At 59.8% G+C, this 23,640-nt stretch carries 17 protein-coding genes and 1 tRNA gene; 13 read left to right on the forward strand and 5 right to left on the reverse strand.

What is annotated here, in order from left to right:
* The first annotated feature begins 51 nt into the window (after nt 1-51).
* The 7 genes from P9M14_18065 to recJ all read left to right on the forward strand — a co-directional run bounded on the left by P9M14_18065 (nt 52) and on the right by recJ (nt 8,035).
* Nucleotides 52-840, forward strand: coding sequence for a slipin family protein (locus P9M14_18065; protein MDP8257658.1), 789 nt, complete (start codon nt 52-54; stop codon nt 838-840).
* A gap of 195 nt (nt 841-1,035) precedes the next feature.
* Complete coding sequence (gene queA, locus P9M14_18070; GenBank protein ID MDP8257659.1) at nt 1,036-2,094, forward strand: tRNA preQ1(34) S-adenosylmethionine ribosyltransferase-isomerase QueA; 1,059 nt, start codon at nt 1,036-1,038, stop codon at nt 2,092-2,094.
* Nucleotides 2,091-3,215, forward strand: coding sequence for a tRNA guanosine(34) transglycosylase Tgt (tgt, locus tag P9M14_18075; protein ID MDP8257660.1), 1,125 nt, complete (start codon nt 2,091-2,093; stop codon nt 3,213-3,215). The genes queA and tgt overlap by 4 nt, the downstream gene beginning before the upstream one ends.
* 163 nt (nt 3,216-3,378) lie before the next feature.
* Nucleotides 3,379-3,690, forward strand: coding sequence for a preprotein translocase subunit YajC (gene yajC, locus P9M14_18080; GenBank protein ID MDP8257661.1), 312 nt, complete (start codon nt 3,379-3,381; stop codon nt 3,688-3,690).
* A gap of 40 nt (nt 3,691-3,730) precedes the next feature.
* Nucleotides 3,731-5,347 carry a protein translocase subunit SecD gene (gene secD, locus P9M14_18085; GenBank protein MDP8257662.1) on the forward strand — a complete coding sequence of 539 codons (1,617 nt, stop codon included), beginning with the start codon at nt 3,731-3,733 and terminating at the stop codon, nt 5,345-5,347.
* A gap of 9 nt (nt 5,348-5,356) precedes the next feature.
* Nucleotides 5,357-6,310, forward strand: a complete 954-nt coding sequence (gene secF / locus P9M14_18090) for a protein translocase subunit SecF (protein MDP8257663.1) — start codon at nt 5,357-5,359, stop codon at nt 6,308-6,310.
* Nucleotides 6,311-8,035, forward strand: a complete 1,725-nt coding sequence (gene recJ / locus P9M14_18095; protein ID MDP8257664.1) for a single-stranded-DNA-specific exonuclease RecJ — start codon at nt 6,311-6,313, stop codon at nt 8,033-8,035.
* A 2-nt stretch (nt 8,036-8,037) separates the two neighbouring features.
* Here the strand turns inward: recJ and P9M14_18100 are convergent, their stop codons facing one another.
* A complete protein-coding gene (locus tag P9M14_18100; protein ID MDP8257665.1) occupies nt 8,038-9,990 on the reverse strand; it encodes a glycosyltransferase family 39 protein in 1,953 nt (650 codons plus the stop codon).
* Between the two features lie 193 nt (nt 9,991-10,183).
* On the opposite strand from P9M14_18100, the gene P9M14_18105 reads away from it, so the two are divergent.
* The gene (locus P9M14_18105) at nt 10,184-10,588 is read left to right on the forward strand and encodes a phasin family protein (protein ID MDP8257666.1); all 405 of its coding nucleotides are present in this window, start codon (nt 10,184-10,186) and stop codon (nt 10,586-10,588) included.
* A gap of 191 nt (nt 10,589-10,779) precedes the next feature.
* Nucleotides 10,780-11,148, forward strand: coding sequence for a 6-carboxytetrahydropterin synthase QueD (gene queD, locus P9M14_18110; GenBank protein MDP8257667.1), 369 nt, complete (start codon nt 10,780-10,782; stop codon nt 11,146-11,148).
* Between the two features lies 1 nt (nt 11,149).
* On the opposite strand, the gene P9M14_18115 is transcribed toward queD, so the two are convergent.
* Both P9M14_18115 and P9M14_18120 read right to left on the reverse strand, forming a co-directional pair.
* Nucleotides 11,150-12,919, reverse strand: coding sequence for a glycosyltransferase family 39 protein (locus P9M14_18115; GenBank protein MDP8257668.1), 1,770 nt, complete (start codon nt 12,917-12,919; stop codon nt 11,150-11,152).
* Nucleotides 12,913-14,739, reverse strand: coding sequence for a hypothetical protein (locus tag P9M14_18120; GenBank protein MDP8257669.1), 1,827 nt, complete (start codon nt 14,737-14,739; stop codon nt 12,913-12,915). Before P9M14_18120 ends, P9M14_18115 begins: the two co-directional genes overlap by 7 nt.
* On the opposite strand from P9M14_18120, the gene P9M14_18125 reads away from it, so the two are divergent.
* Entirely contained in the window at nt 14,738-16,672 is a 1,935-nt protein-coding gene (locus tag P9M14_18125; GenBank protein MDP8257670.1) for a radical SAM protein, read from the forward strand. The genes P9M14_18120 and P9M14_18125 overlap by 2 nt on opposite strands.
* Nucleotides 16,669-18,552, forward strand: coding sequence for a radical SAM protein (locus P9M14_18130; GenBank protein MDP8257671.1), 1,884 nt, complete (start codon nt 16,669-16,671; stop codon nt 18,550-18,552). The genes P9M14_18125 and P9M14_18130 overlap by 4 nt, the downstream gene beginning before the upstream one ends.
* Nucleotides 18,553-18,848: 296 nt before the next feature.
* On the opposite strand, the gene P9M14_18135 is transcribed toward P9M14_18130, so the two are convergent.
* A complete protein-coding gene (locus P9M14_18135; GenBank protein MDP8257672.1) occupies nt 18,849-20,276 on the reverse strand; it encodes a radical SAM protein in 1,428 nt (475 codons plus the stop codon).
* Nucleotides 20,277-20,377: 101 nt separating this feature from the next.
* Here P9M14_18135 and P9M14_18140 point away from each other — a divergent pair.
* A tRNA-Met gene (locus P9M14_18140) sits at nt 20,378-20,454 on the forward strand.
* A 55-nt stretch (nt 20,455-20,509) separates the two neighbouring features.
* Nucleotides 20,510-22,144, forward strand: coding sequence for an L-aspartate oxidase (gene nadB, locus P9M14_18145; protein MDP8257673.1), 1,635 nt, complete (start codon nt 20,510-20,512; stop codon nt 22,142-22,144).
* Nucleotides 22,145-22,172: 28 nt separating this feature from the next.
* Here nadB and P9M14_18150 read toward each other — a convergent pair whose 3' ends face one another.
* Nucleotides 22,173-23,639 carry a radical SAM protein gene (locus tag P9M14_18150; protein MDP8257674.1) on the reverse strand — a complete coding sequence of 489 codons (1,467 nt, stop codon included), beginning with the start codon at nt 23,637-23,639 and terminating at the stop codon, nt 22,173-22,175.
* Nucleotide 23,640 lies beyond the last annotated feature (1 nt).

Here is a 23,640-nt window from a genome sequence, read left to right on the forward strand (position 1 = left end):
CTGACCCTGGTGGTCGAGCCGCATGCTAAGAATCCAGAGGAGGGATGACCAATGTTCGGAAACTTGATCGGAGGATTGATCGGTGGATTGGGCGTGGTGGTCGTAATCGTCGCCCTGTTCATTCTGTCCGGTATCCGAGTCCTCAACGAATACGAGCGTGGCGTGCTGTTCCGTTTCGGACGGATCACCACTACCAAGGGGCCTGGGCTGAAGTGGATCATCCCGCTGGTCGACCGCATGGTGCGCATCAGCACGCGGATCGTGGCCATCGACGTGCCGCCCCAGGACGTGATCACCAAAGACAACGTCTCGATGAAGGTCAACGCGGTTATCTACTTCCGCGTGATGGAGCCGGTCAAGGCGGTAATCGAGGTCGAGAACTACCTTTACGCAACCAGCCAGTACAGCCAAACCACGTTGCGCTCGGTGCTTGGCACTGCGGAGCTAGACGAGGTACTCAGCGAGCGCGAGAAGCTCAACGCGCTGCTGCAGAAGATCATCGACGAGCACACCGACCCCTGGGGCATCAAGGTCACGGCGGTGGAGATCAAACACATCGACCTGCCGCAGGAGATGCAGCGTGCCATGGCGCGCCAGGCCGAGGCAGAGCGTGAGCGACGCGCCAAGATCATCGCCGCGGACGGCGAATATCAGGCGGCCGAGAAACTGCACATGGCCTCGGTGGTGATAGCCAAGGAGCCGATTGCGCTTCAGCTGCGCTTCCTGCAGACACTGGTCGAGATCGCCAGCGAGAAAAACTCGACCACGATCCTGCCCGTGCCGATCGATATCATCAGGCCCTTTATGAAAATATTGGAGAAGCACGCCGGGGAAGATTAGGACTAATCGCGAGTTCGACAACGTGCACCCGACCCGGCCTCAAGGGAGGCCGGGTTTTCCTGTTCTACCGATAATGGCCCGAACAGCAACGGTCGGCAGGTTCTGGTAATATGCGGTTGTCGGCGAGGCACTGAACGACCACAGCTCGACCCGGCATTACTTTAAGCACAATACGTTGCACACGATGGAGCAGCTTTGCAGCTAAGCGATTTCGATTACGACTTACCACCGGGGCTGATCGCCCAGCGCCCCCCGGATCGTCGCAGCGACTCGCGTCTGATGTGGCTCGACCGGAACAGCGGGTGGACCGCGGATCGCCGCATCGGCGATCTACCCGAGCTGCTCAAGCCCGGCGACCTGCTGGTAACCAACGATACTCGCGTCTTCCCCGCGCGGCTGCAGGGACGTAAGCCCAGCGGCGGTCAGGTCGAGCTGTTGCTCGTCGAGCCGTTGGGGCAACGCCCGGGTTGGCATCGATGGCTGGCCCTGGGCCGTTCAAGCAAGGGGCTCAAGCTCAAGCAGACCGTGGTGCTGTCCGGCAACGTGCGCGCCAAGGTCAGACAAGTGCTCGGCGATGGTAAGTTTGAGATCGAGATCAACCATCGCGGTGATCACGAGCAGCTGATGAAGTACATCGACGAGGCCGGCAGCATGCCGTTGCCGCCCTACATCAAACGTGAAGCTGACGAGCACGACGTCGAGCGCTATCAAACAATCTACGCGCGAAATATCGGTGCGGTGGCAGCACCCACTGCCGGGCTGCATTTTACCGACCAATTGTTTGCTAAGCTCAAGCGCCGCGGCGTGAAGCACTGTAGCGTGACCCTGCACGTGGGACCGGGAACGTTTTTGCCGATGCGTGTGGAAGACCCCCGGGAACATCAGCTCGAGCCCGAAGCATACGCCATCAGCGAGCAGGCCGCGCAACAGATCGAGGCCACGCGCAAGTCCGGTGGAAGGATCGTGGCCGTGGGCACGACCGTCGTCCGCACTCTTGAGGGTGCTGCTGCGTCAGGTTCGATCCATGAATGTTCGGGTCGCAGCGGACTGCTGATCTATCCGGGGTTCGAGTTCCGCGCGGTTGACCTGTTGCTGACCAACTTTCACGTGCCGCGATCATCGCTGCTGATGCTGGTCAGCGCCTTTGCCGGGACCGAGCATCTGCTCGCGGCCTATCGACGTGCCGTGGAACTGGGCTACCGTTTCTACAGCTACGGCGACGCGATGCTGATCGGGCCGGGGCTGACGCGTTGAGCACGGACTTTAAATTCGAACTGCTAGGCCGTGACAAAGCGGGCCGCGCACGGCGTGGTCGGGTCGCCACGCGCCACGGAACGTTCGAAACTCCCGCGTTCATGCCGGTGGGCACGCAGGGAACCGTCAAGGCGCTGGCCCCGGACGATCTACGCGCCACGGGCAGCCAAATCGTGCTCTCCAACACCTACCACCTGATGATCCGGCCCGGCGCCCAGGCGGTCCACGATCAGGGCGGCCTGGCCTCGTTCATGGGCTGGCACGGGCCGACCCTCACCGACTCCGGAGGATTCCAGGTCTTCAGCCTGGCCGAGCTTTGCCGGATCGATGAGAACGGCGCACGTTTCCAAAGCCATTTGGACGGCACGCGGCTCGAGCTCACACCCGAGAGCGCGATGGAAATCCAGCGGCTGATCGGCGCGGACATCGTAATGGCCTTTGACGAATGCACGCCGTATCCGTCGACCCAGGATTACTCGCGACAATCGATGGAGCGCACCCTACGCTGGGCCAAGCGCTGCAAGGACGCCTTCCGCGGCGAGGGTCAGGCCCTGTTCGGCATTGTCCAGGGCGGGATGTTCGAGCAGTTGCGTTGCCAGTCGGCCGCGGCCACGGTGGAGATCGGATTCGACGGCTACGCGGTGGGCGGACTGAGCGTGGGCGAGACCAAGCCGATGATGTTGCAGATGCTGCGCACAGTAGAGCCGCTGTTGCCCGTTGATCGCCCGCGATACGTGATGGGAGTCGGCACGCCGGATGACCTGATCGATCTGGTGGCCGAGGGTTTTGACATGTTCGACTGCGTAATGCCCACGCGCAACGCGCGCAACGGCTGCCTGTTCACATCGCAGGGCAGACTGCAGATTAAAAACGCGCGCTTTCGCGACGACCACGCTCCGCTGGATCCGCAGTGCGATTGCTACACCTGCCGCAATTTCAGCCGGGCCTATTTACGACACCTGTTCGTCACCAACGAGCTGCTCGCGCATCGCCTGCTCTCGCTGCACAATGTGACCTTCTATCAGCAGCTGATGCAGGGTATGCGTTCGGCGTTGGACAATGAGGTCTTTTCAGAATATATTATGCCGCTTCGAGGTCGTCTGAGCGGTACTGATTCTTGATCGAGCGAGGGAACGGATAATGCTGGCAAGCCTAATTACGTGGATATTATCTATCGGTCCTGCATTTGCAGTTCAGCCGATCGTCGACGGCCAGGCGGCAGCCCCTGCGGCGCCAGCCGCAGAGGGTGCTGCGCAGGCGGTTTCTCCTGCGACCCCGCAGGCCATGGACCTCTGTGGACAGGGCGGAAACGCATTCAGCCTGGTCTGGATCGCCGCGCTGATCGCAGTCTTCTACTTCATGATGATCAGGCCGCAGTCCAAGCGCGCCAAGGAGCATCAGGGCCTGATCGGCGGACTGAAAAAGGGCGACAACATCGTCCTCAACTCGGGGATCTACGGTTCGATCGTCGGACTATCCGAAAATGTGGCCACAGTGGAAATCGCCGAAAAGGTCCGCATCCGCGTGGCCAAGACCCAGATCGCTGGATATTCCAAGGATGCGGACAAGGCCCTGGAGCAGGCGGATAAACGATGAAAGCCGCCGATTTTTATCGATCGACAGCGGAGCAGCGCCGATGAGCCGCAATCTCAAGTCGCGCCTGGCCTTAATCGCCGGGTTGACGGTCCTCGCCCTGCTGCTGCTGGTTCCGACCATGCGCGGCCAGGGCGTACCGTTATTCGCCTCCTACCAGCTGGACAAGCTCTCGCTGGGATTGGACCTCGCCGGCGGCATGCACCTGAAGTACCTGGTGCGTACCGACAAGTACATCGAGAGCAGGCTCGCGGAGATCAAATCCGAGGTCCGGCTGATCTACGAGCACGAGAAGAAGACACCGCCGGAGTTTGAACTCGACCGCAAGAACCTTATGCTGAAGCTGATCTACCCCGACGCCGAGAGCCTGCGGGCCGACGACGAGCTGCTGCGCGACCGTTTCAGCGGTTTTGATCGCGACCGCGACGGCAACGCCATTGTGCTTACGCCCAACTCCGACTTCCGGCGTCTGCTCGAGCGCGAGGCCGTGGACCAGGCCGAGGATACGATCCGCAAGCGCACCAACGAGCTGGGAGTCAAGGGCAGCTCGATCCATTACCAGCGCACCCAAGGGGTCGATACGCTGGTGATCCAGCTTCCCGGCGTCCACGATGTGGGCGAGGCCAAGAAATGGCTGGGCAAACCAGCGGTCCTGCAGTTCAAACTGGTTCCCGACAACCGACATGTTGCCAAGGACGTCGAGACGCTCAAGGAGCGTTTCCCGGATTACGAGCGTCAGGGAATGGAGATCTACCCGCACCGCGGGAAACCTCCCGAGGGTGAGGATCAAGGCCCGATCATCGCCTACTACATGCTCCAAATTGCTCCCGACATCAACGGCGCGGACCTGGCCAACGCCAACGCGTCCCTCGATCAATACGGACTTCCCGCAGTCAGCTTCCGCTTCAACGACGCGGCTGCGCGCAAGTTCGCCAATATCACCGGCGCCAACATCGGCAAGCAGTTGGCCATCGTGCTCGACGACGAAATCGTCAGTTCTCCGAACATCCAATCGCGTATCCACGGATCCGGGATCATCAGCGGCAGCTTCTCGGACCAGGACGTGCAACAGCTCGCCGGCGTATTGCGCTCGGGCCATTTGGTGGTTCCGCTCGAGGTTCAGGAAGAGCGCACGATCTCTGCCAGCCTCGGTGCGGACTCGGTCCACAAGGGCACATTGGCGATGGTCATCGGCATGGCGCTGGTGATGATCTTCATGGTGATCTACTACAAGGGCGCGGGACTGCTGGCCGACCTGGCGCTGGTGCTCAACATCCTGTTCATTCTCGCCGGGCTATCGTTGTTCGGCGCAACGCTGACCTTCCCGGGCATCGCGGGCATGATCCTCACCGTGGGCATGGCCGTGGACGGCAACATCATCGTTTTCGAGCGCATCCGCGAGGAGCTGCGGATCGGCAAGAGCGCGCGAAGTTCGGTGCAATCGGGCTACGACAAAGCCACCTGGACGATTCTCGACGCCAACATCACCACGGTAGTCGCGGCGCTGATGCTGTTCCAGTTCGGCACCGGCCCGATCAAGGGCTTCGCCGTGACCCTGATCATTGGTGTGCTCAGCTCGATGTTCACCGCGATCGTGGTCACACGCAGCGTTTACGACATCCTAATCGAGAAGACCCGCTTCGAGCGGATCAGCATCTAGGGGCCGGCTATGGAGTGGATTAAACCCGGAACCAATGTCAACTTCATGGGCTGGCGCAAACCGGCCATTGCAATTTCGCTGCTGCTGCTCACCGTATCGTTTGCATTGTTTCTGTTTCAGGGACCCAACCTGGGAATCGATTTCAAAGGCGGCATCGAGATCCGCGTGTCGTTCTCTCAGGATCCCGGAATGGACGGCATCCGCGACGCGCTCAAACCGCTGGGCATGGGCGAGGCCCAGATCCAGAAATTTACGAACATTCCAGGCAAGAACATCTACACGATCCAGCTCAAGGGCGAGCAGGAAGTCGACGTTAAAGCGGCCGATGAATCGACCGTGATGGGCGACCGCGCCATCGAGATTTCGGAGACCCTTACCAACAGTTTCCCCAGCATGCAGGTCGAAATCATCTCGGCCGACGTGGTCGGCGACATGGTCGGACAGGATTTAAAGTCAAAGGCGTTTTGGGCCGTGCTGCTGGCAATGGGCGGCATCCTGATCTACGTGGGCTATCGCTTCGACTTCCGTTACTCACCCGGGGCGATCGCAGCCCTGGCCCACGACGTGATTATCACCATGGGCGTGTTCGTGGCTATTCAGCACGAGTTCAACCTCACGACCATTGCCGCGCTGCTGACGATTGCCGGGTACTCGGTCAACGATACGATCATCGTCTTCGACCGTATCCGCGAGGGACGCCGTAAATACCACCGCGACAAGCTCGTGAACGTCGTCAACAAGAGCATCAACGAGACCCTGTCGCGTACGCTGCTGTCCAGTTTCACAACGGCTATCGCCGTGCTGGCAATGTTCTTCCTCGGCGGCGAACTGCTGCGCGACTTCTCGTTGGCAATGATCGTTGGCATCCTGGTCGGCACCTACTCGTCGATCTTCGTTGCCAGCCCGGTATTCCTCGGACTGGAGGCTACGTTCGCCAAGCGGCGCAAACGCCGGGCCAGATAGGTGTTGCGTAAGCCCCGCCGCTGGATTCTTCCCGAGACGGACAATCAGTCAGCAACTACACCGTTCCCCGGCAGTGAGGAGCTGCATCCGCTGGTGCGTCGTATTTTGGAGGGCCGCGGCATCTCTTCTGAGCAGGCGCCCGGATTTCTAAACCCGTCGCTGTCCGACCTGATTGAACCGCTGGGGCTCAAGGGGATGCAGGTCGCAGTCGAGCGCCTGGAGCAGGCGGTGGTCGAACGCCAACCGCTGGCGATCTACGGCGATTACGACGTGGACGGTCTGACCTCGACGGCGATCCTCAGCGAGTTCTTCCGCGAAATCGACGTCCCGGTGCTCAACTACATCCCCAACCGGCTGCGCGAGGGTTACGGCCTCAACTCACAGGCCCTCGATACAATCGCCGCCCAGGGGCCGCGGCTGGTCGTTACTGTCGATTGCGGCACTGCGGCAGTGGCCGAGGCCGAATACGCTCATAGCCTTGGAATCGAACTGATCATCACCGACCACCACAAGGCCGGGGATACGCCTCCACGTTGCGTGGCGATGGTCAATCCCAATCAGCCGGGTTGTACTTTTCCGGACAAAGGTCTGGCAGGCGTCGGGGTCGCGTTCTATCTGTTGATAGCCTTGCGTCGCAGATTACGCGAGACCAATGCAGTGCCCGAAGAACGCATTCCCGATCTTAAATCACTGCTCGATCTGGTGGCGCTGGGTACGGTGGCCGACATCGCGCCGCTGAAGGGCCAAAATCGGATACTGGTCAGCAAGGGACTCAAGCTGCTCAGCGAGGAGTCGCGTCTGGGAATCAGGGCGCTGAAAAAGGTCGCCGGCATGACCGGTCAGCGGGTGAGCGCCGGATCGGTGGGGTTCCGCCTCGGGCCGCGAATCAACGCGGCCGGCAGGTTGGGCATGGCGGAGTTCGCGCTGAAGCTTTTAACAACTCGAAACGCGCTCGAGGCCAGTGAGATGGCTGACCTGTTGGAGCGCGAGAACCGCACGCGCCAACAGATCGAACGCGAGATGTACGATCAGGCGAGCCGTATGTTGCGCGACATGGGCGACGACGTCTCAGGGCTTTACAGCTTGGTGTTGGCCTCCGACGGTTGGCACCAGGGCGTAGTTGGGATCGTGGCCAGCAAGCTCTCCGAGGAGCTGCACTTGCCGGTGGCAATGATCTCGCTCAAGGGTGCAATCGGCCGGGGCTCCGCCCGTGGGATCCAGCAGCTCGACCTGTACGACGCGCTTTCTGACAGCCGCGAGCTATTCGAGGATTTTGGAGGACACAAGTACGCTGCCGGCTTCTCGATCAAGCTCGATAATGTCCAGCAGCTGCGCGAAAATTTCGAGCAGTCGGTGCGCTCGCGTATCCAGCCCGACGACCTGATGCCGCAGCTCAAAATCGACTCGGAAATCGATCCGCAGATTATCAACGATCAGTTGCTGAACGAACTCTCCGCCCTGGCGCCTTTTGGCGCCGGCAATCCCGAGCCGGTGTTCGCCGCGTTCAACATTAAGCTGATCAACAGCAAGGTGGTGGGAGGCGACCATCTCAAGTTATGGCTCGACTCGGGCAAGGGTACGCTCGAGGCGATCGGCTTTAACATGGGGCGGCTTCACGATCAACTGAGCGATAGAGTCCACTTGGCGTTCTGCCCACGCTTCGACATGTTCGGGGGACGTCGCAAGATCACGCTGCACCTGCGCGACGTCAAACTTCCTGACTGAGGCTACTGGACCAACGCAATCCGCGAGAGTTGAATCGTCTTTGGTCGATCGTCCCCGGGAAAGCCTACGTCGGAGGGAACGAAGCTTGGACTGATCGACAAACGCAGCGCCAGATTCTGCCCCGAGGTCGTCGTATCAGCGAGCTCAATCCGACGTTCGAATAATCCACTGTGTTCAATTTTGAAGCTTCCCAGGCTGTTGCCGTCAAGCTCGAGATCGATGGTAACGGGGCGATCGTTCAACAATGAGAGATCCGCAAATCCGCTGAGTTCCAAGGCGTTGCGCGCGCCTGATGCGCGCAGCAGCGCAAGCGATTGCGGGGCCAACCAGGCCAGACGATCTTCGCCGGAGTAGCTAAATCCACGAGCCAACTGCAACGGATCGAAGTTTTCTTGGGCAATCTCGATCAGCTCAGTGGCCTGAGTTTCCAGGGCATCGATGGCCGCCGCGGCGCTGGTGTAGAACAGCAGGATCTCGACTCGGTAATCGATAAAGTCGATTCGCGGATCGCGGATCCAATTCGCGTCAATATACTGGCGAGCGAATCCCGCAGGATCGAAGAAGCCCTCATAGCTGGTTACCAGCCAGACGCGTTGCGGATTGTGCTTGCGCAGGTTGCGTTTGATCCAAACCTCGATCGGCTGTTGTTCGAGTTGGCCGAAGACGAACGGGTCGCAGAGCAGGATATATTCAACCTGCGCCGGGCCGTGGTAGTAGTGCAAAAATCCGCCGGCCGCCCCGTCGTGGTAGACCAAAACCAGGTCGTCTTGCGATGCGAGCTGCGCCAGATGTTGCGCCGCCCCGCGCCAATCGTCACGCTGCAATTTGGGATCGCTACGCGCCTGTTTGATCGAAAGTAGACTCAGCGCGATGCACAACGCCAACAGGCCCCATGCGGCGTAACGCATCCAGGAGCGTAATGAAACGAATCCGGCGCCGGCTGCCAGGCAGATCAGCGGCAAGTAGCCGATTAGATAATTCGGCCGCATTATCGGAGCGGCCAGCGACAACAGAAAAACTACCAGCAACGGACCAAGCGCACAGAAAAGCAACAGGGGGCGCAGCAGCGGTGTTCTCTTGTCGCCGATCAATCCACAGCCGTAGAGCATCCAGAAGGGCAACGCGAGCAAGGCCAGCAACAGCATGAAGGCCGTCGAGTCGTGAGGAAGGGCGTCGATCCAAGGCAACAGGGCTGTAACGTCCGACTCCGGACCTCCGATCGCCAGAGAAATCCAGACCTGCCAAATTGATCGACCGACCGACGCCAGCTCACGAAATTGAAAGGAACGGTTGAACAACAGCTGCACGGCGATCGGGAAGGCCAGGGGAAGGCAAAGCAGCGCAAGTTTGGCAACAGCCTTGATCCGCCTGGACCAACTCGGCGCGTCCCGGCGCAGATAGACGATCAATGCTGCGTGACCCAGCAACAGGAACAGACTGAAGTAATGCGTCCAGATCGCAGCTCCCGCGGCCAGCACATACAGGTGCTCTGAACGTCTGTCGCGGCGATCGATCCAGCGCATAAGGGCCCAGGTGCACAGCAGGCACATCAGGGCAAACAACGTGTAGTAGCGCAGTTCCTGCGAGAAGTAGACATGGAACGGATTGACCGCCAACAGCAGTGCCGATGCGCCGGCCACGCGCGGTCCGTTCAAACGTCGCGCCAAGAGGTAGAGCACTGCCACCGCCGCAATGCCCAGCAGCGCGGGCAGCAGCCTCATCCAGGCCGCAGCGTCGCTGATGCGCGACCAGAGGTTGAACAGTGCATAGCTCAACGGCGGATTTACGTCGGCCAGCCCGACAAGCGCCAGCATGTCCGCCAGCGGTCGATTGCTGATCGTCAGCGTGCTGACCTCGTCGTGCCACAGCGACTGATCGTCCAGACCCAGTAGGCGCAGCACTGCGGCTAGGGCGACTATCGCCAGCAAGACCAGCGGCTCATGTAAACGACGCAAGTTCACGTCCAGAGTCTAAATGAATCGCGCTTTACGACAAAGAACACAAAAAAATGACGCGATGCATAAAAAAGGCTTGACAGTCTTGACGCGCCGCATTATATTTGACGCACTGAGTCACAAGAACGCGCCAATGACAGCGCGCTGAGATAGATCAACTAAAACGATTGTCGAGATCAAAGGGAGTTAAACAATGGCACAGATCAAGATCAGTCAGGTACGCGAGGGCGTCAAGACCGCTCTCAAGCCGCTGGCGAACCTCGAAGAGCGCTTCAAGGAAATCGTCGAGAAGATCCAGTCCCAGAAGGTCAAGACCGACGACCTGCCAAAAGTACTCAACGAGCTTACCGGCAAACTGAAAAAGGCCCGCAGCGAGTTCGAGCGTTCCTTCAGCGACGGTCTGACCCAGATGATGGGCGCGATCAACGTCGCCACCAAGGCCGACATCGACGCCATCGACAAGAAGATCGACAAGCTGGCCAAGCAGATGGCCAAACTGCAGGCCCCCAGCGCCAAAAAGGCCCCGGTCAAGAAAGCCGTTGCCAAGAAGGCCCAGGCCAAAAAGCCGGTTGCCAAGAAAAAAGCATCCAAGAAGTAACATCAAGCTACGGTGAATAGCTGAATAGTTTTCCTGGCTCCTAAATATGTATCTCGCCCGCTACCCCCCAGCAGCGGGCATTTTTTTATTTCGGCCAAGGTTCTCTGCGTTGCATTGTTCAGCTGCGGTCGATGGATATAACCAATCATTGTCTGATATAAAGAAGCGCCGTTTGAAGTAATGGAGGTTCGATGTATCTGCTGACGGTTAAGGCTGATTTCGCCGCAGCCCACGCCCTGCGCGGTTATAAGGGGGCGTGCGAGTCGCTCCACGGTCACAACTGGATCGTCGAGCTGACTCTCAGCGCCGCGGTTCTGGACGAAGTGGGCCTTGGCATTGATTTTAAGGAAATGAAAAATCAGCTCAATGCTGAACTAGAGCGATTTGACCACGGCTTTCTCAACGAGGTCGAGCCCTTCGAGCGGATCAATCCCAGCAGCGAAAACATCTCACGCGTGCTCTACGAACGCCTTTCAAAGCGCCTCAACAGTGACAACGTCAAGGTTGTCGAAGTGGCGCTGTGGGAAACACCCAACTCGCGGGCCGCATACCGTCCCTGAGCTACTTGGGCGGCTGCACCTCGAGCATTTTCAGCTGCAGATCGATAAAGCGTTGCAAGCGATCGGCGTCCTCGGGCGTTGCGCCCAGCTCGCGGAAGTCGCGCTGCCAGGAGCGCTCGAAGTACGGCCCGGCTGCCGCATCGACCCAGATCTCGCCGATTGCCGCGCCGGCTTTAACCAGATCGCTGTAATCGCTTTCAACAGCATCGATCACAGCGCGGCGGGCCGTGGGCGACAGGTTGGGCACGGTGTACAGTCCGACGCCGACGCCCAGAGCACAGTAGGGTGCGTTCGCCCGATCAAAGTGGCGGTCGCAGGCCTGCAACGCCCTGCGCGCGCTGCCATCGTTCCACAGCCCGAACTGAATTCCCACGCCGAAGCTGAAGTATGACGCCTCAAGATCGCCCAGCTGTCCGCCGATTTCCCACAGACGATCGGGATCGCGCGCCCACTTGCTGCCGATCTCAACGTAGATTATCCCCTCGTCCCAGGCTTTGGATCGCAGGCGCTCGACCTGCGGTTTATCAAATTGCAACAGGCTGCTCTGCCCGATAGTTCCGGCGATCAAGGGTCCGCAAAGCAATAAGGGCAACCAGATTTTCGGTCGTGAGCCGTTCAGCAAATAGTGTGCGCTCAGTCCTATGGCAGCCGCCAGCCAGGGCAGCATCACGAAAATGTGGGCATGGCTCTCCGGATCGAGGCTCTGCCATCCGCTGAGGAATAGGCCGTAATCCGTGGCCGAGAAGATCAGCGCGTAGATCAGTAGGTAGACCCAGATCACGCAGGCAAAGGCTCCCTTGGGCCAGGCTCCGCCGCGCAACATTGCGCGTGGTCCGCCACGCGATTTAAGTGCGACGATGATTAATCCGACACATGCGGGTAAGTACCAGACATAGGCCCAAAGCTTGCGCGGCAACCCGAGGCTGTCGCGGAAGTGGAATGAGGCCGGCAGGTCGTCGATGAACAGTGCGCCAAAGCGAACGACCATTGCCTGGAGTCGCTCGCCAACGCCCACCGGCGCCCCTGAGCCCGGCGATCCGATAGCATCGCGTATCCGTTGTAAGCCCCAGAAATCATGGGTCGCGTTGTACAAAATCCAGGGCGCAAAGCCGATCAGCGCGCCGAGTAGGAAGTACAGCAGCGCCGGACCAAAAAACCGCAATCGATCGCGCGCGAACCACATCAGGCATACGCTGAGCGGGGCGGCCAGATAACCGTAATGCATGTACGTGCCAAACCCCGCCAGCAGACCCAGAGCGAACATTCGGATTGGTGAACGGCTGCCGCGTTCGAACATCGGCATGGCGATCAGGAACGTCAGGGCGCTTAGGGCCGCGGCCTCGGCGTAGTTGCCCCAGGGGAGCAACGTCACCTGGCTTACGTAGGGCGGCGCTAGAATCAGCATTCCGCCTGCGATCAGCGCGGCCGTGCGCGATGCCAACCGTTTGACCAGCAGGTAGATGCTGACCAACAGCAGCAAAGAAAAAGCAATGGCCACGGTCTTGAGCGCCAGGTGATTCTCACCCAGCAGCTTAAATGGGATCACGGTCAACAGACCGGCGACCAGCGTTCCGCCCTCGTAGTCACCGGGTGTCAGCTCGAGCAACGGAAGCTGCGGCCCGACGATCACCAGATGGGCGATCGATCCGGTCTTGTACTCCTCCTCGTCGTAAACATAGGGCGAGTACAGCAGCAGCACAGCGCGCCAAATCAGGAACAGCACGATCAGCAGCGCCAGCGCCCAGTCCACGCGTTGTCGGGAGTTCACCATGCCCGGTCCACCTGCCAGATCGTCAGCCGCACGGGTCCGGAGCCCTCGTTGTATTGCTCGGAGCTGTAGCGCAGCATCTGCGGTTGCAGCTCAATGCCAAGCTCCTCAACCTCGATCGCTTCGACATCGGCTAGAAGTTCCACGGGCAGCGACTTGATCATCAGGTAGTTCACATCGCGCTGAGCCAGATATGAATGCAGTTCCCCGTTGTCCATAGCGCGCTTGAAATTGAAGTCCATAATCACGCCGTCGAGGTTGATCGTGTCCAGTCCGGAAAAGAAGGCGAACACGCCGGCGTCTCGAGCTGCGGCCAGGCTGTCGTGAGGCAGCCGCGCGCGCGCCCACTGCGCCGCGTTGTAGGATTCGGATTGCCAGGTGCGGGTCGCACCGCTTTGCAGATCCTGTATGCGCTGACGATAGGAAGCGTTCTCGATCGAAGCGATCCAGGCAACCGATACGACAATCAGCAAGCCAAGCACAATGCCGAGCATTCGAGGAGAACGTAGCGGTGCATCGAGCTTAAAGCGCGGCAGAATGCGCCCGGCGTCCAGGGCGATAATCGCAAACGCCATGGCGTACGCAACGCAGTGCCAAAAGGCGAAGTAGCGCGCGATGAACAGCAGCTCGTAGCCAAAGTGCAGCAAAACGAAACAAGCTGCTACCGATGCAAGCGTCTGCAGGTTCTCGATACTGCGACGCTCTGGACGCGACGCCACGAATAGTCGGATTAATCCCAGGCAAAGCACGAGCACGAACGCAGGGGCCAGGGCGATACGCTGGGGCGGCAGTGCCAACCACAACAGCAGCAGACCGCAAAGTCCCAGGACAACGGTATGCAGCATTATGGTCGCGACTTCGATCCAACGTCGGCGCTGGGCAAGCGGCGCGACAGCCCACAGCAACATACGCGTCAGGGCCAAGCCGACCACGCCGAAGTAGAACGGATGCATCGGCATGTCCTTGCGCCAGTTACCAAAGTCGAACGAGCTTTTTATCGCTCCGCTGATCGGCATCAGGTGCCCGAACTCGGACAGGTTCCACGCCAGGTAGGGCGTGACCATCAGCAGACCCAACGTTCCCGAGGCGACAATGCGCAGCAGGCCGCGCCGCTCATTGCGCGACTGAAACAGCGCGATCAAATACAGCGGCCCGACCAGGAAGATGAAGTCGACCCGCGAGAGCAGCAACAACCCGCTAAGCAGTCCGATCAGCGCAGCCCTTCCGGGAGTGCCAAAAGGATCGACCGGGCGCAGGTATACGGCAAGTAGTAATGCTAAGAGAACGAAGCCTAAGTAGGGCTCGAGGCCGTTGATCATCAGCTGCTGCACATCGTCGAAAAACATCAAAGCCGCCGGCGCCAGACCCCAGGCCGCAGAAATCCCGCGACCGACGCTGAGCAGCCAGATCAGGCAGAACAGCACGGCACAGGCCGTCTGCATCACAAGTACCGCGTGCAACAGTGACGCCGGATCCCCGGCCGAGAAACGAGCGAGCAGTGAACAAACCATAAAGTGCAGCGGCTGGAAACCGTTGGTCAACGTGCTGCCATCGAAACTGACGATCGATCGACGGGCCAGGTTGTCCGCGGTCTCGAGGTAGTACATCGCATCGTCGGGCACGCGCTGCATGTTCTCCGAGACCAGCAGGCGTACGTCGAGCAGCGCATAGTGCAACAGGTGCGCGGCCAGCCCCACCAGTAGTAACAACCCCAGGGCGATAACGAGCTTTTTCGACATGCGGCGCACATTATAGCCGCAAACGAGCCGTTTGCGGATCATAAGCTTGACCACTGAGCGGTCAACGCTGAAAATGACCGTCATGTCACACCGCGTACAAGAGCCTGGACAAGTCCGCTTTTTCGAGGACTCGCAGCTGGTCGGCGAACACTTCCAGCGGGCCACGCCCGACTATCCAGACGTGATTCAGCTCGAGATCACATCGGTCTGCAATCTACGTTGCGTGATGTGTCCGATCCAACTCGAGAAGCGCGAGCGCACGGCGGACGAGCGAATCATCAGCCTTGAAAGTCTGCACGAACTGCGCGAGTTGTTCGAAAACGCTTACGAGATCGAGCTAACCGGATTCGGCGAGTTCCTCTGTCACCCGCAGGTAATCCAGGCGCTGCGTCTGTTCCGCGAATGCGGTTTGAACGTGCACGCGACATCCAACGGCCAGCTGCTGACCGAACCCATCGCCAACGCCATCATTGAGGAACGGCTGATCGACCTGCTGGCTTTCAGCCTGGACGCGGCTACCAAGCCGACCCACGACGCGATCCGGCCCGGCGGCGACTTCGAGACAATCATCGAGAATATCAGCCGACTTGCGGAGCTGAAACGTGATGCAAAGACAGTGCTGCCGATCGTGCACCTGAACTTCCTGGCAATGGAAAAAAACATCGACGAGCTGCCCACGTTTATCGAGCTTGCCTCGCGCGTGGGCGCCGAGCAGGTGATCGTCCAGGGACTGTGCGAGGATACACAGGCCAGCGTGCTCTCCGCCCAAGGTGCAACGATGATCGAGGCCTACGAACGCGCCGCGGCACTTGCCGCCAAGCTCGGCGTCCGTCTCGAGTTCTGGTACATGCCTATCGACGCCCAGAAGATCAGCGGACCGACTGTCCGTAAGGTGCAGGTGACCCAGCCGTTACCCGGGCCCTCGCGCCTGGACTGCCTCTACCCCTGGGAGCGGGTGTTTATAAAGTCGAACCTCGACGTCCAGGTCTGCGCCACGCTCTGGGAGGAGCTGGTGATGGGCAACCTGCGCCACAGCAGCTTCGAGCAAATCTGGCGCAGCGAGGGCTATCGCCAACTGCGACAAGCGATGTGCGGAACTTCGCCTCCGATCGAATGCGCGCGTCACTGCACGAGCAAGGCCCGGCGCTCGCCACACACGATCGAGCAGCTCTCGACGTTCGTCGATTTGGGCAAGATCGACTACGACCAGCTCGGACTAGGGTTCTATCCTCGAGAAGTTGGCGACGACGGACGGCCGCACCGCTGGGTCAAGCGTCGCTCCACGGTCTTTCTGCGCAACGATGGCTCTCCACTCTTAACCATCGATCTCAACGTGCATCCAGCAGCGCCCGAACTTAGCGGCAGCCTTTGGATCAACAATAAAAGCGCTGCTCGTTTCCAGACCAAGGGACTATGGACAACGCCGTTGAGTTTCATTGTTCCGCCCACCGACGACGAGGTGCTCGAGATCGAGCTGCGATTTGAGCGCGATGTGAAAGGCGGCGAGATCGATCAGCGGGCTGTTCAACTCGGCGAGGCGAACCGTCCGCTGACCGCCATGGTCCACCGGGTGGAGCTTAAAGGCTCCATTGAGATGATTGGCGAGCTCATCGACTTTAACAGTGATCCGTCCGGACTATTCGACCTGGGCTGGTATCCGCAGGAGGAACTGGGCGATAGCCGCGGACGCTGGACCACCGATCGTGCGCGTTTCGCGCTACTGAACAACGGAGCGACCCATTTGCAGCTCGACCTCTGTGTTTGTGGAAAAGTGCCGGGGCAAAAAGTAAGTGTTTCGCTCTGCGACAATTTGATCGACGAGTTCACGGTCGAGCGTCCGGGAGCACTGCTGCGCAACATCAGCCTGCCGCAGTGCGACGATAAATATTTGGTCTTCGAATTGCGCATTGATCCGGCCTGGAACCCGCCGTTGCCAGACACCAGACAGCTCGGAGTGTTCCTCTCCGGCGCGCGACTGGCCCGACCCACGCTGCTTCGCAGGCTGCGCTCGCGATGAACGACGAACGCGACGACAGGCTGTTCTTCGAGGACACTGCGCTCTACCGCGAACACATGTCCGCGGCCAGGCTGCCATACCCTGAACGGATCCAGTTCGAGGTTACCTCCGAGTGCAACCTACGCTGCATCATGTGCCCGATCACCAGCGAGTCGGACCGCGGTCGCAGCGGCGAGAGCCTGCGCTATTCGCTCGAGGCCTGCCTTGAGCTGCGCGAGCTTTTCGAGGCGGCCAGCACCGTAGAGCTCACCGGATTCGGCGAGATCTTTACCCACCCGCAGATCATCGAAATCCTGCGTTTCCTCAAATCGTGCCGCCTGGACGTGCACGGCTCGTCCAACGCCATTGCGCTTAAGCCCGAGATGTCACGCATCATTGTGGCCGAAAAGCTGATGGACGTGCTGTGTTTCAGCATTGACGCAGCCAGCGCGCCGACCTATCGCCGCATCAGACGCGGGGCGACCTGGAAGGAACTGCACCGCAACCTCGGGGCGCTGCGCGAGGCCAAGCAGGAGCTCTCGGCCAAGCTGCCGCTGATCTACTTCAGCTTTGTCGCCATGCGCCGCAACATCGAGGAACTGCCGGACTTCGTGCGCATGGCCTCTGACTACGGCGCGTGCAAGGTGATTGTGCAGCACGTTGTTGAGAACCGCCTTACCGTTGGTCAATCGCTGATCAATTTCCCCGATCTTGCCAACCGCTGTCGCGAACAGGCCGCGCAGGTGGCGGACGAGCTTCGTATCGAGCTTGATATGCGCAACCTCAACCCGGTGGAGACCGGGGAGGCCAACCCGGTCAAGCTGGGCAAGCTGTGGACTCCGCAGAATTTTAAAGAGGCCAATCAGCTGATTAAGAACTGCGAGTTCCCCTGGAAGCATATCTTCCTCAAGAGCAATCAAGACGTGCAGATCTGCGCGATCCTCTGGGAACAAATGGTGATGGGCAACCTACGCGAGACGAGCATCGACAACATCTGGAACGGTAAAAAGTATCGAGAGCTGCGCGATCAGATGGCCTGTACCGACAGCCCCGAGGCCTGCGTGTTCTGCCTGTTCCGCGGCTGGCGCAAACCCACGCCGCTGGACGAGCTGCACAGCGAAATTAAGATGGGGCCGCAGCACGAGGGCCAACTGGGTTTGGGTTGGCACGACCCGGAGCACGATAAAGCGGGACGGCCGTTTCGCTGGATGAGCGGCCCGGCCACCATGTTCCTACGCAATGCCGGCGGACCGATGATCGAGCTCGAGCTCTATCGCTACGAGGCCGCCCCGCTATTGCGCGGCAATTTGCTGATCAACGACATCAACGTCGGACCGATCGACAGCCATGACGTTTACGGCGACACGGTGCGCGTCCCGGTGCCGCCCGGGCTGGGTCCGGTGCTCAAGATCGAGATCGCAATTTCCAAACCTTGGCATTCCCAAGAAGCCGATGGACTCGAGGGGAACCGCTACCTTGGTTTCCTGGCATTTGGCGCAGCCAATGTCGGAGACATCGATCAGCTAAGCAGTCGACTGAAGATGGACGGGAGTGAGTCCGAACAGCTCGGAGTCGGCTGGCTGCCGCACGAGGGACACGGGCGCGATAGCTTTCGCTGGATCGGCGGACATGCCCTAGTCGTAATGCCTGAAAACGGCCGTAAGTTTGTGCTCAGCGCCAGCCTACCAAAAGGTCTGGATCGACGAATGCTGCAAATCTTCTGCGGCAGCGAAAAAATCTACAGCGGATTGCTGGAGGACAACGGCAGACAACAGACGATCAAGGCCGACCTGCCGCAATCAGAGGGTTGGCGCATTATCAGACTTGAAGTCGCTATCCCCGACGGCAATGGAGACAGGCCCTACGGCCTGCGCATTCACGGTATGTCAGTCGAAGGTTGATCAACCCCCGGGTACGACGAGCTTTGGACTCCTGAGGATAACGTAGACGTACGTGGCGGCCATGCGTAGCGTGTCCATATAGAACGCCACGTTGATTCCCAGCTCTGCCTTGAGCTGCTCCCTTGAAGGCGCGGGCAACGGTTCGTTGGGACCGGGCTCGATGGATTACGACATCGTGTCGTCGGCCGACTCGATTTCATGACCGCAACCACCATCGCAACCAGCGCCGACCGCGGCCAGGGCGCACATTATCGTCGTAGCTAACAATATCGCGCCGACCCTGCGGTCGAAAAAGTTCATTTTGTTTTGGAGTCGGCCAGGAAGACCCGGAACCAATGCAGCCCCTCGAAGAACATCCGGATCAATCCGACCTTGGAGTGTTGCAGGTAGGAGATCGTGTAGAACAACACAAAGATGTAATGGAAGACGAAGTTCGGACGCAGCTTGGTCAGCGGCAGCAGCAAAGGCTCGAGCCACGGCCAGCGTACCAACGGATAGAAGAACTTTTGCAGGTTGAAAATCCTTCGCTGGTCAGGCTGGTCCAAAGCGTTGTCGGCAAAGGTGTTGATGCCCACCGTGTCGTCGTCCAGTTTTTGGAGGTACCCGCACTCAATGGCGTAATCGGTGATCTCCAGTCCGGCATAGGGCTGGAACACCGAGCACCAGACGTCTGGAGCCTTGATCTGTTGGTTTATCCTGACGGTCTTCAGCGCCAGATCAAAGGTCTCGCCGGGCAATCCGAGAATGTTCGATGTAAAAAAGTGGATCTTGTATTTGTGGAGCAGGGCGGCTGTCTGGCGAATCTGTTCGTCCTTCACCGCCTTGTTCAGCAGCTCGTTACGGCGTTGTTCGTCGCCGGTCTCCACTCCGAACAGCACGCAGAAGCATCCGGTCTGCGACAATCGCCGAATAACCTCCTCGGACTCACCGGCGCGGATGTAGGCCAGATAGGGTACGCGGATCTGCTGCTCGTACAGGTCGAGGAACTCAAGCAACCATTTGCGCTGGAGGGTGAACACGTCGTCCTCAAAGCGCACCTGCTTCATCGGCCAGCGACGTTTGACCTCGGCTATCTCCTCAATCACGCGCTCCACGCTGTAGTGGCGAATATAGCTTTTGCTGTTGGGGTAGATTTCCTTGAAACGACGGTTGAAGCAAAAGCTACAGTTGAACGGGCAGCCGCGGCCGGTGAAGAAGTACTTGACCGGATTGTTGCGCAGAAAACGATACCGATAATAGCTGTCGCGGTCGTGCAGCGGCAGGCTGTCCAGATCCTCGATCAACGGACGAACGCTGTTCTGGACCAGCTCGCCCTCGCTGCTGAAGCACATGTTCTCGATCTTGCTCCAGTCGCGGTCTCCGTTATCGATCATCGCCGCCAGGTCGAGCATCGGGCCCTCGCCCTCGCCGCGGCAGACCATATCGAACTGCGGTTTAAGCGCCAGCTCCGGGTGCAGGGTCGGGTGCGGTCCGCCGATCACAACCGGCAGCTCGGGATGATTTTGTTTGACCGCGGAGGCGGCTTGCTCTACCCAACCCTGTTCGCAGTTGGTGAAACTGAAGGCAACCATCCCCGGCCGTTCGCGCTCGATCGCCTCGAGCAGGCGTGTCACACGGTGGTCCACCAGATTGACCACTTCGTGTCCATCGCGCTTCAGCACTGCCGAGAGCATCATGAAGCCGAAGTATTCACGCCAGATATTCTGTACCAACAGGGCTTTCATCGGACCTCCAGAAGAAGTCTAATTAACACATATACCAACGGATCGGAAGTACGATGCTGTTGACAGCGGGGCGCTATTCACTAAAATGGCGCAGCATTTTAGGCGGTGTAGCTCAGGTGGTTAGAGCATGCGGCTCATATCCGCAGTGTCCGGGGTTCGAGTCCCTGCACCGCCACCAGCCAAGCCATGGGGGAGCCGGCATAGCTGGTTCCCCCATTTTATTTTGGTAGGGCATGAATTACTCAACAGACGTGATCATCGTGGGAAGCGGCGTGGCCGGACTGAGCCTGGCGCTCAAGGTCGCACAGTACGCCAAGGTAATCGTCCTGACCAAGAAGGACCGGGCCGAATCCTCAACGCGTTACGCTCAGGGCGGCATCGCCTCTGTGCAGTCTGCGGAGGACAGCTTCGAGCTGCACGTCGAGGATACGCTTAAGGCGGGGGTCGGGCTTTGTCACCAGGATGTCGTCGAGCTGGTCGTGCGCTCGGGACCGAACAAGATCGCCGAACTGATCCAACTCGGGGTGCGTTTTACCAAACGCGAGGGCGGTCATTGCCAGGACCTCGACCTGCACCGCGAGGGCGGCCACAGCAAACGGCGCATCGCTCACGTCCACGACCTGACCGGCGAGGAAATCGAACTGTCGCTGCTACGGGCCGTGCAGGACAATCCGCGCATCGAGCTGTTGGAAGGCTATCCGGCGATCGATCTGATCACCATGGGGAAACTCACGCGCAGGCCCGGCGAGGACCGCTGTCTGGGACTCTACGCCCTGGAAGCCTCCACCGGACGGATCATCAAGCTGCTGGGCAAGGCCACGGTTCTCGCCACGGGCGGCGCGGGAAAGGCCTATCTGTATACGAGCAACCCCGACGTGGCCACCGGCGATGGAGTTTCGATGGCCTACCGCGTGGGCGCGGCAGTGGCCAACATGGAGTTCTTCCAGTTTCACCCGACCTGCCTCTATCATCCGCACGCCAAGAGCTTCCTGATCACCGAGGCGGTGCGCGGCGAGGGCGGCATACTGGTCAACGATCGCGGCCAACGCTTTATCGAGAAGATCCATCCGCTGGGCGAGCTGGCGCCGCGCGACGTGGTGGCCCGCGCCATTGACCATGAGCTTAAGGTCAGCGGCGCGGACTGCGTTTACCTGGACATCAGCGGCAAGCCCGCCGACGAAGTGCGGCGCAAATTCCCGCACATTTACAAGACCTGCAACAAGTTCGGCATCGACATCACCAGCCAGCCGATTCCGGTGGTGCCCGCCGCGCACTACATGTGCGGCGGAGTGTTTGTCGACCAAAGCGCCGAGACCACCCTTCACGGACTATTGGCTATCGGCGAGGCGAGCTGCACCGGCCTGCACGGCGCTAACCGTTTGGCGAGCAACAGCCTGCTCGAGGCGTTGGTTTACGCTGACCGCGCTGCCGAACGGATCAAGAGCTACATGGATCTGGATTTGCCCGACCTCAGCGTACCGGACTGGGACAGCGTTGGCACCGTGGAGAGCGACGAGCAGATCGTGGTCAGCCACAACTGGGACGAGCTGCGACGCGCGATGAGCAACTACGTGGGAATCGTGCGCACCGACAAGCGGCTGGAACGCGCAACGCGTCGCATCGATACCCTGCAAAACGAGGTCGAGGATTACTACTGGAAATACATGGTAACACTCGACCTGATCGAGCTGCGCAACATCTGCACAGTGGCGCGGCTGATCACCGAGTCGGCGCGCATGCGCCGCGAAAGCCGCGGGCTGCACTACAACCTGGACTACCCGCAACGCGACGATCTACGCTGGCGGCGCGACACGGTCTTGCAGCGACAGGTCGATTGGAACGACATACACAGCGTCCGCTTCAGTTAATTCTGATCAATAATCCGGGTTGACCCGATCAGGAAGTGCGGCTGTTTTTAACCAGCCGTTTGGCGGCCCCGGGAATGCGCGATGGTTGTTTGATCAGATCGCGCACCTTCTCGCCGGTGGTGCGTAGGTCGGGATGGGCACGCGCGTACCAAAAATCGTTCCACAACTCGTTGGCCTCGCAGCAGATCTGCTCGAGCTGCTCTGCACTCAACTCATCGGTGCGCACCACAGCACTGCGAAATCCGTCATAGCGCGAAAAGTCGCTCTGGACGATCTTGCCCTCGGCGCTGAGCATGCGGTGGTAGCGGCTGCCGGGAAACGGCGTGGCAATAGTGAACTGTAACGACTCCGGCGCCAGCTCCAGCGCCAGGTCGATGGTGCTGCGGGCCGTATCGATCGTCTCACCGGGCAGTCCGAACATGAACGTCAGGTGCGTGCTGATCCCCAGCTCGTGAGACAGCCGAACCATCCGCTTGACCTTGTCCAAGTCCAGCCGCTTGTCGCAAGTTCTAATCAGGTCGGGCGATGCGCTCTCCACGCCGTATTTGAGGCTGTGCAGCCCTGACTCGCGCAGGGCGGTCAGCAGCTGCTCGTCCATCAGGTCGGCGCGGGCCATGATCGCCCAGGGCACGCCGATGCGACGGCGCTTGATTTCATCGGCGATCATCAGCGTCCGTTTGCGGTCGATGTTAAACGTGTCGTCGTCAAAGTAGACCGACTTGAATCCGGCGCGCCGCACCAGCCATTCCATCTCGTCGACAGTGTCGACAACGCTGCGCTTGCGGTAGCGACGGCTGCCGTACATGATCTGCGGCCAAGCGCAGAAGATACAGCCAAACGGGCAGCCGCGGCTGGACCACATCTGTACGCTGGGACGCGGGATGTACCCAGGCTCGTCGTGGTAATCGTGCATCGGCAGGAAGTGCCGCGCGGGCCAGGGCAGACTGTCCAGATCCTCGATCAACGGTCGGCGCTTCTCGACCTGTACATCGCCGTTGCGGCGATGCACCAGACCGCGGCAGCCGTCGAGCTGTGCACCGGACTCCAAGCGTTGCACCAGTTCGAGCAGCGTTGTCTCGTACTCGCCGATCAGCACCATGTCGACCGCGTTGTGCTCTGCGAGGAATTCGGGTTCGTACATGTAGCTGTGTAGGCCGCACAGGCCGATCTTCGCTCCCGGCAAACGGTTGTGCAGCTCGGAAACGTGGCGTAGGTCAACATCAATGCTGATCGTGCTGACCTCGAGTACGATCAGCTCCGGCGCAAACTGCTCGACCCGCGCGTAAAAGGTCTGTTCGTCGAGCGCCTCGGCCACGGCGTCAATCAGCGACACGTCGTAGCCGTGACGTTCAAGAAGTGCGGTGGCATAGGCCATAAAGAACGGGAAGGGCATGTATTCGAGGTTTTCAGCCTCAAAGTGCGGCCAGCGCGATCCGGCCCTCACGCCGTAGAAACCCGGCTTGGACCATGGTGCGTTTGCCAGCAGGATCTTCATC

This window comes from Candidatus Alcyoniella australis (genome assembly GCA_030765605.1).
In the GTDB taxonomy this organism is placed as follows: Bacteria; Lernaellota; Lernaellaia; order JAVCCG01; family Alcyoniellaceae; genus Alcyoniella; species Alcyoniella australis.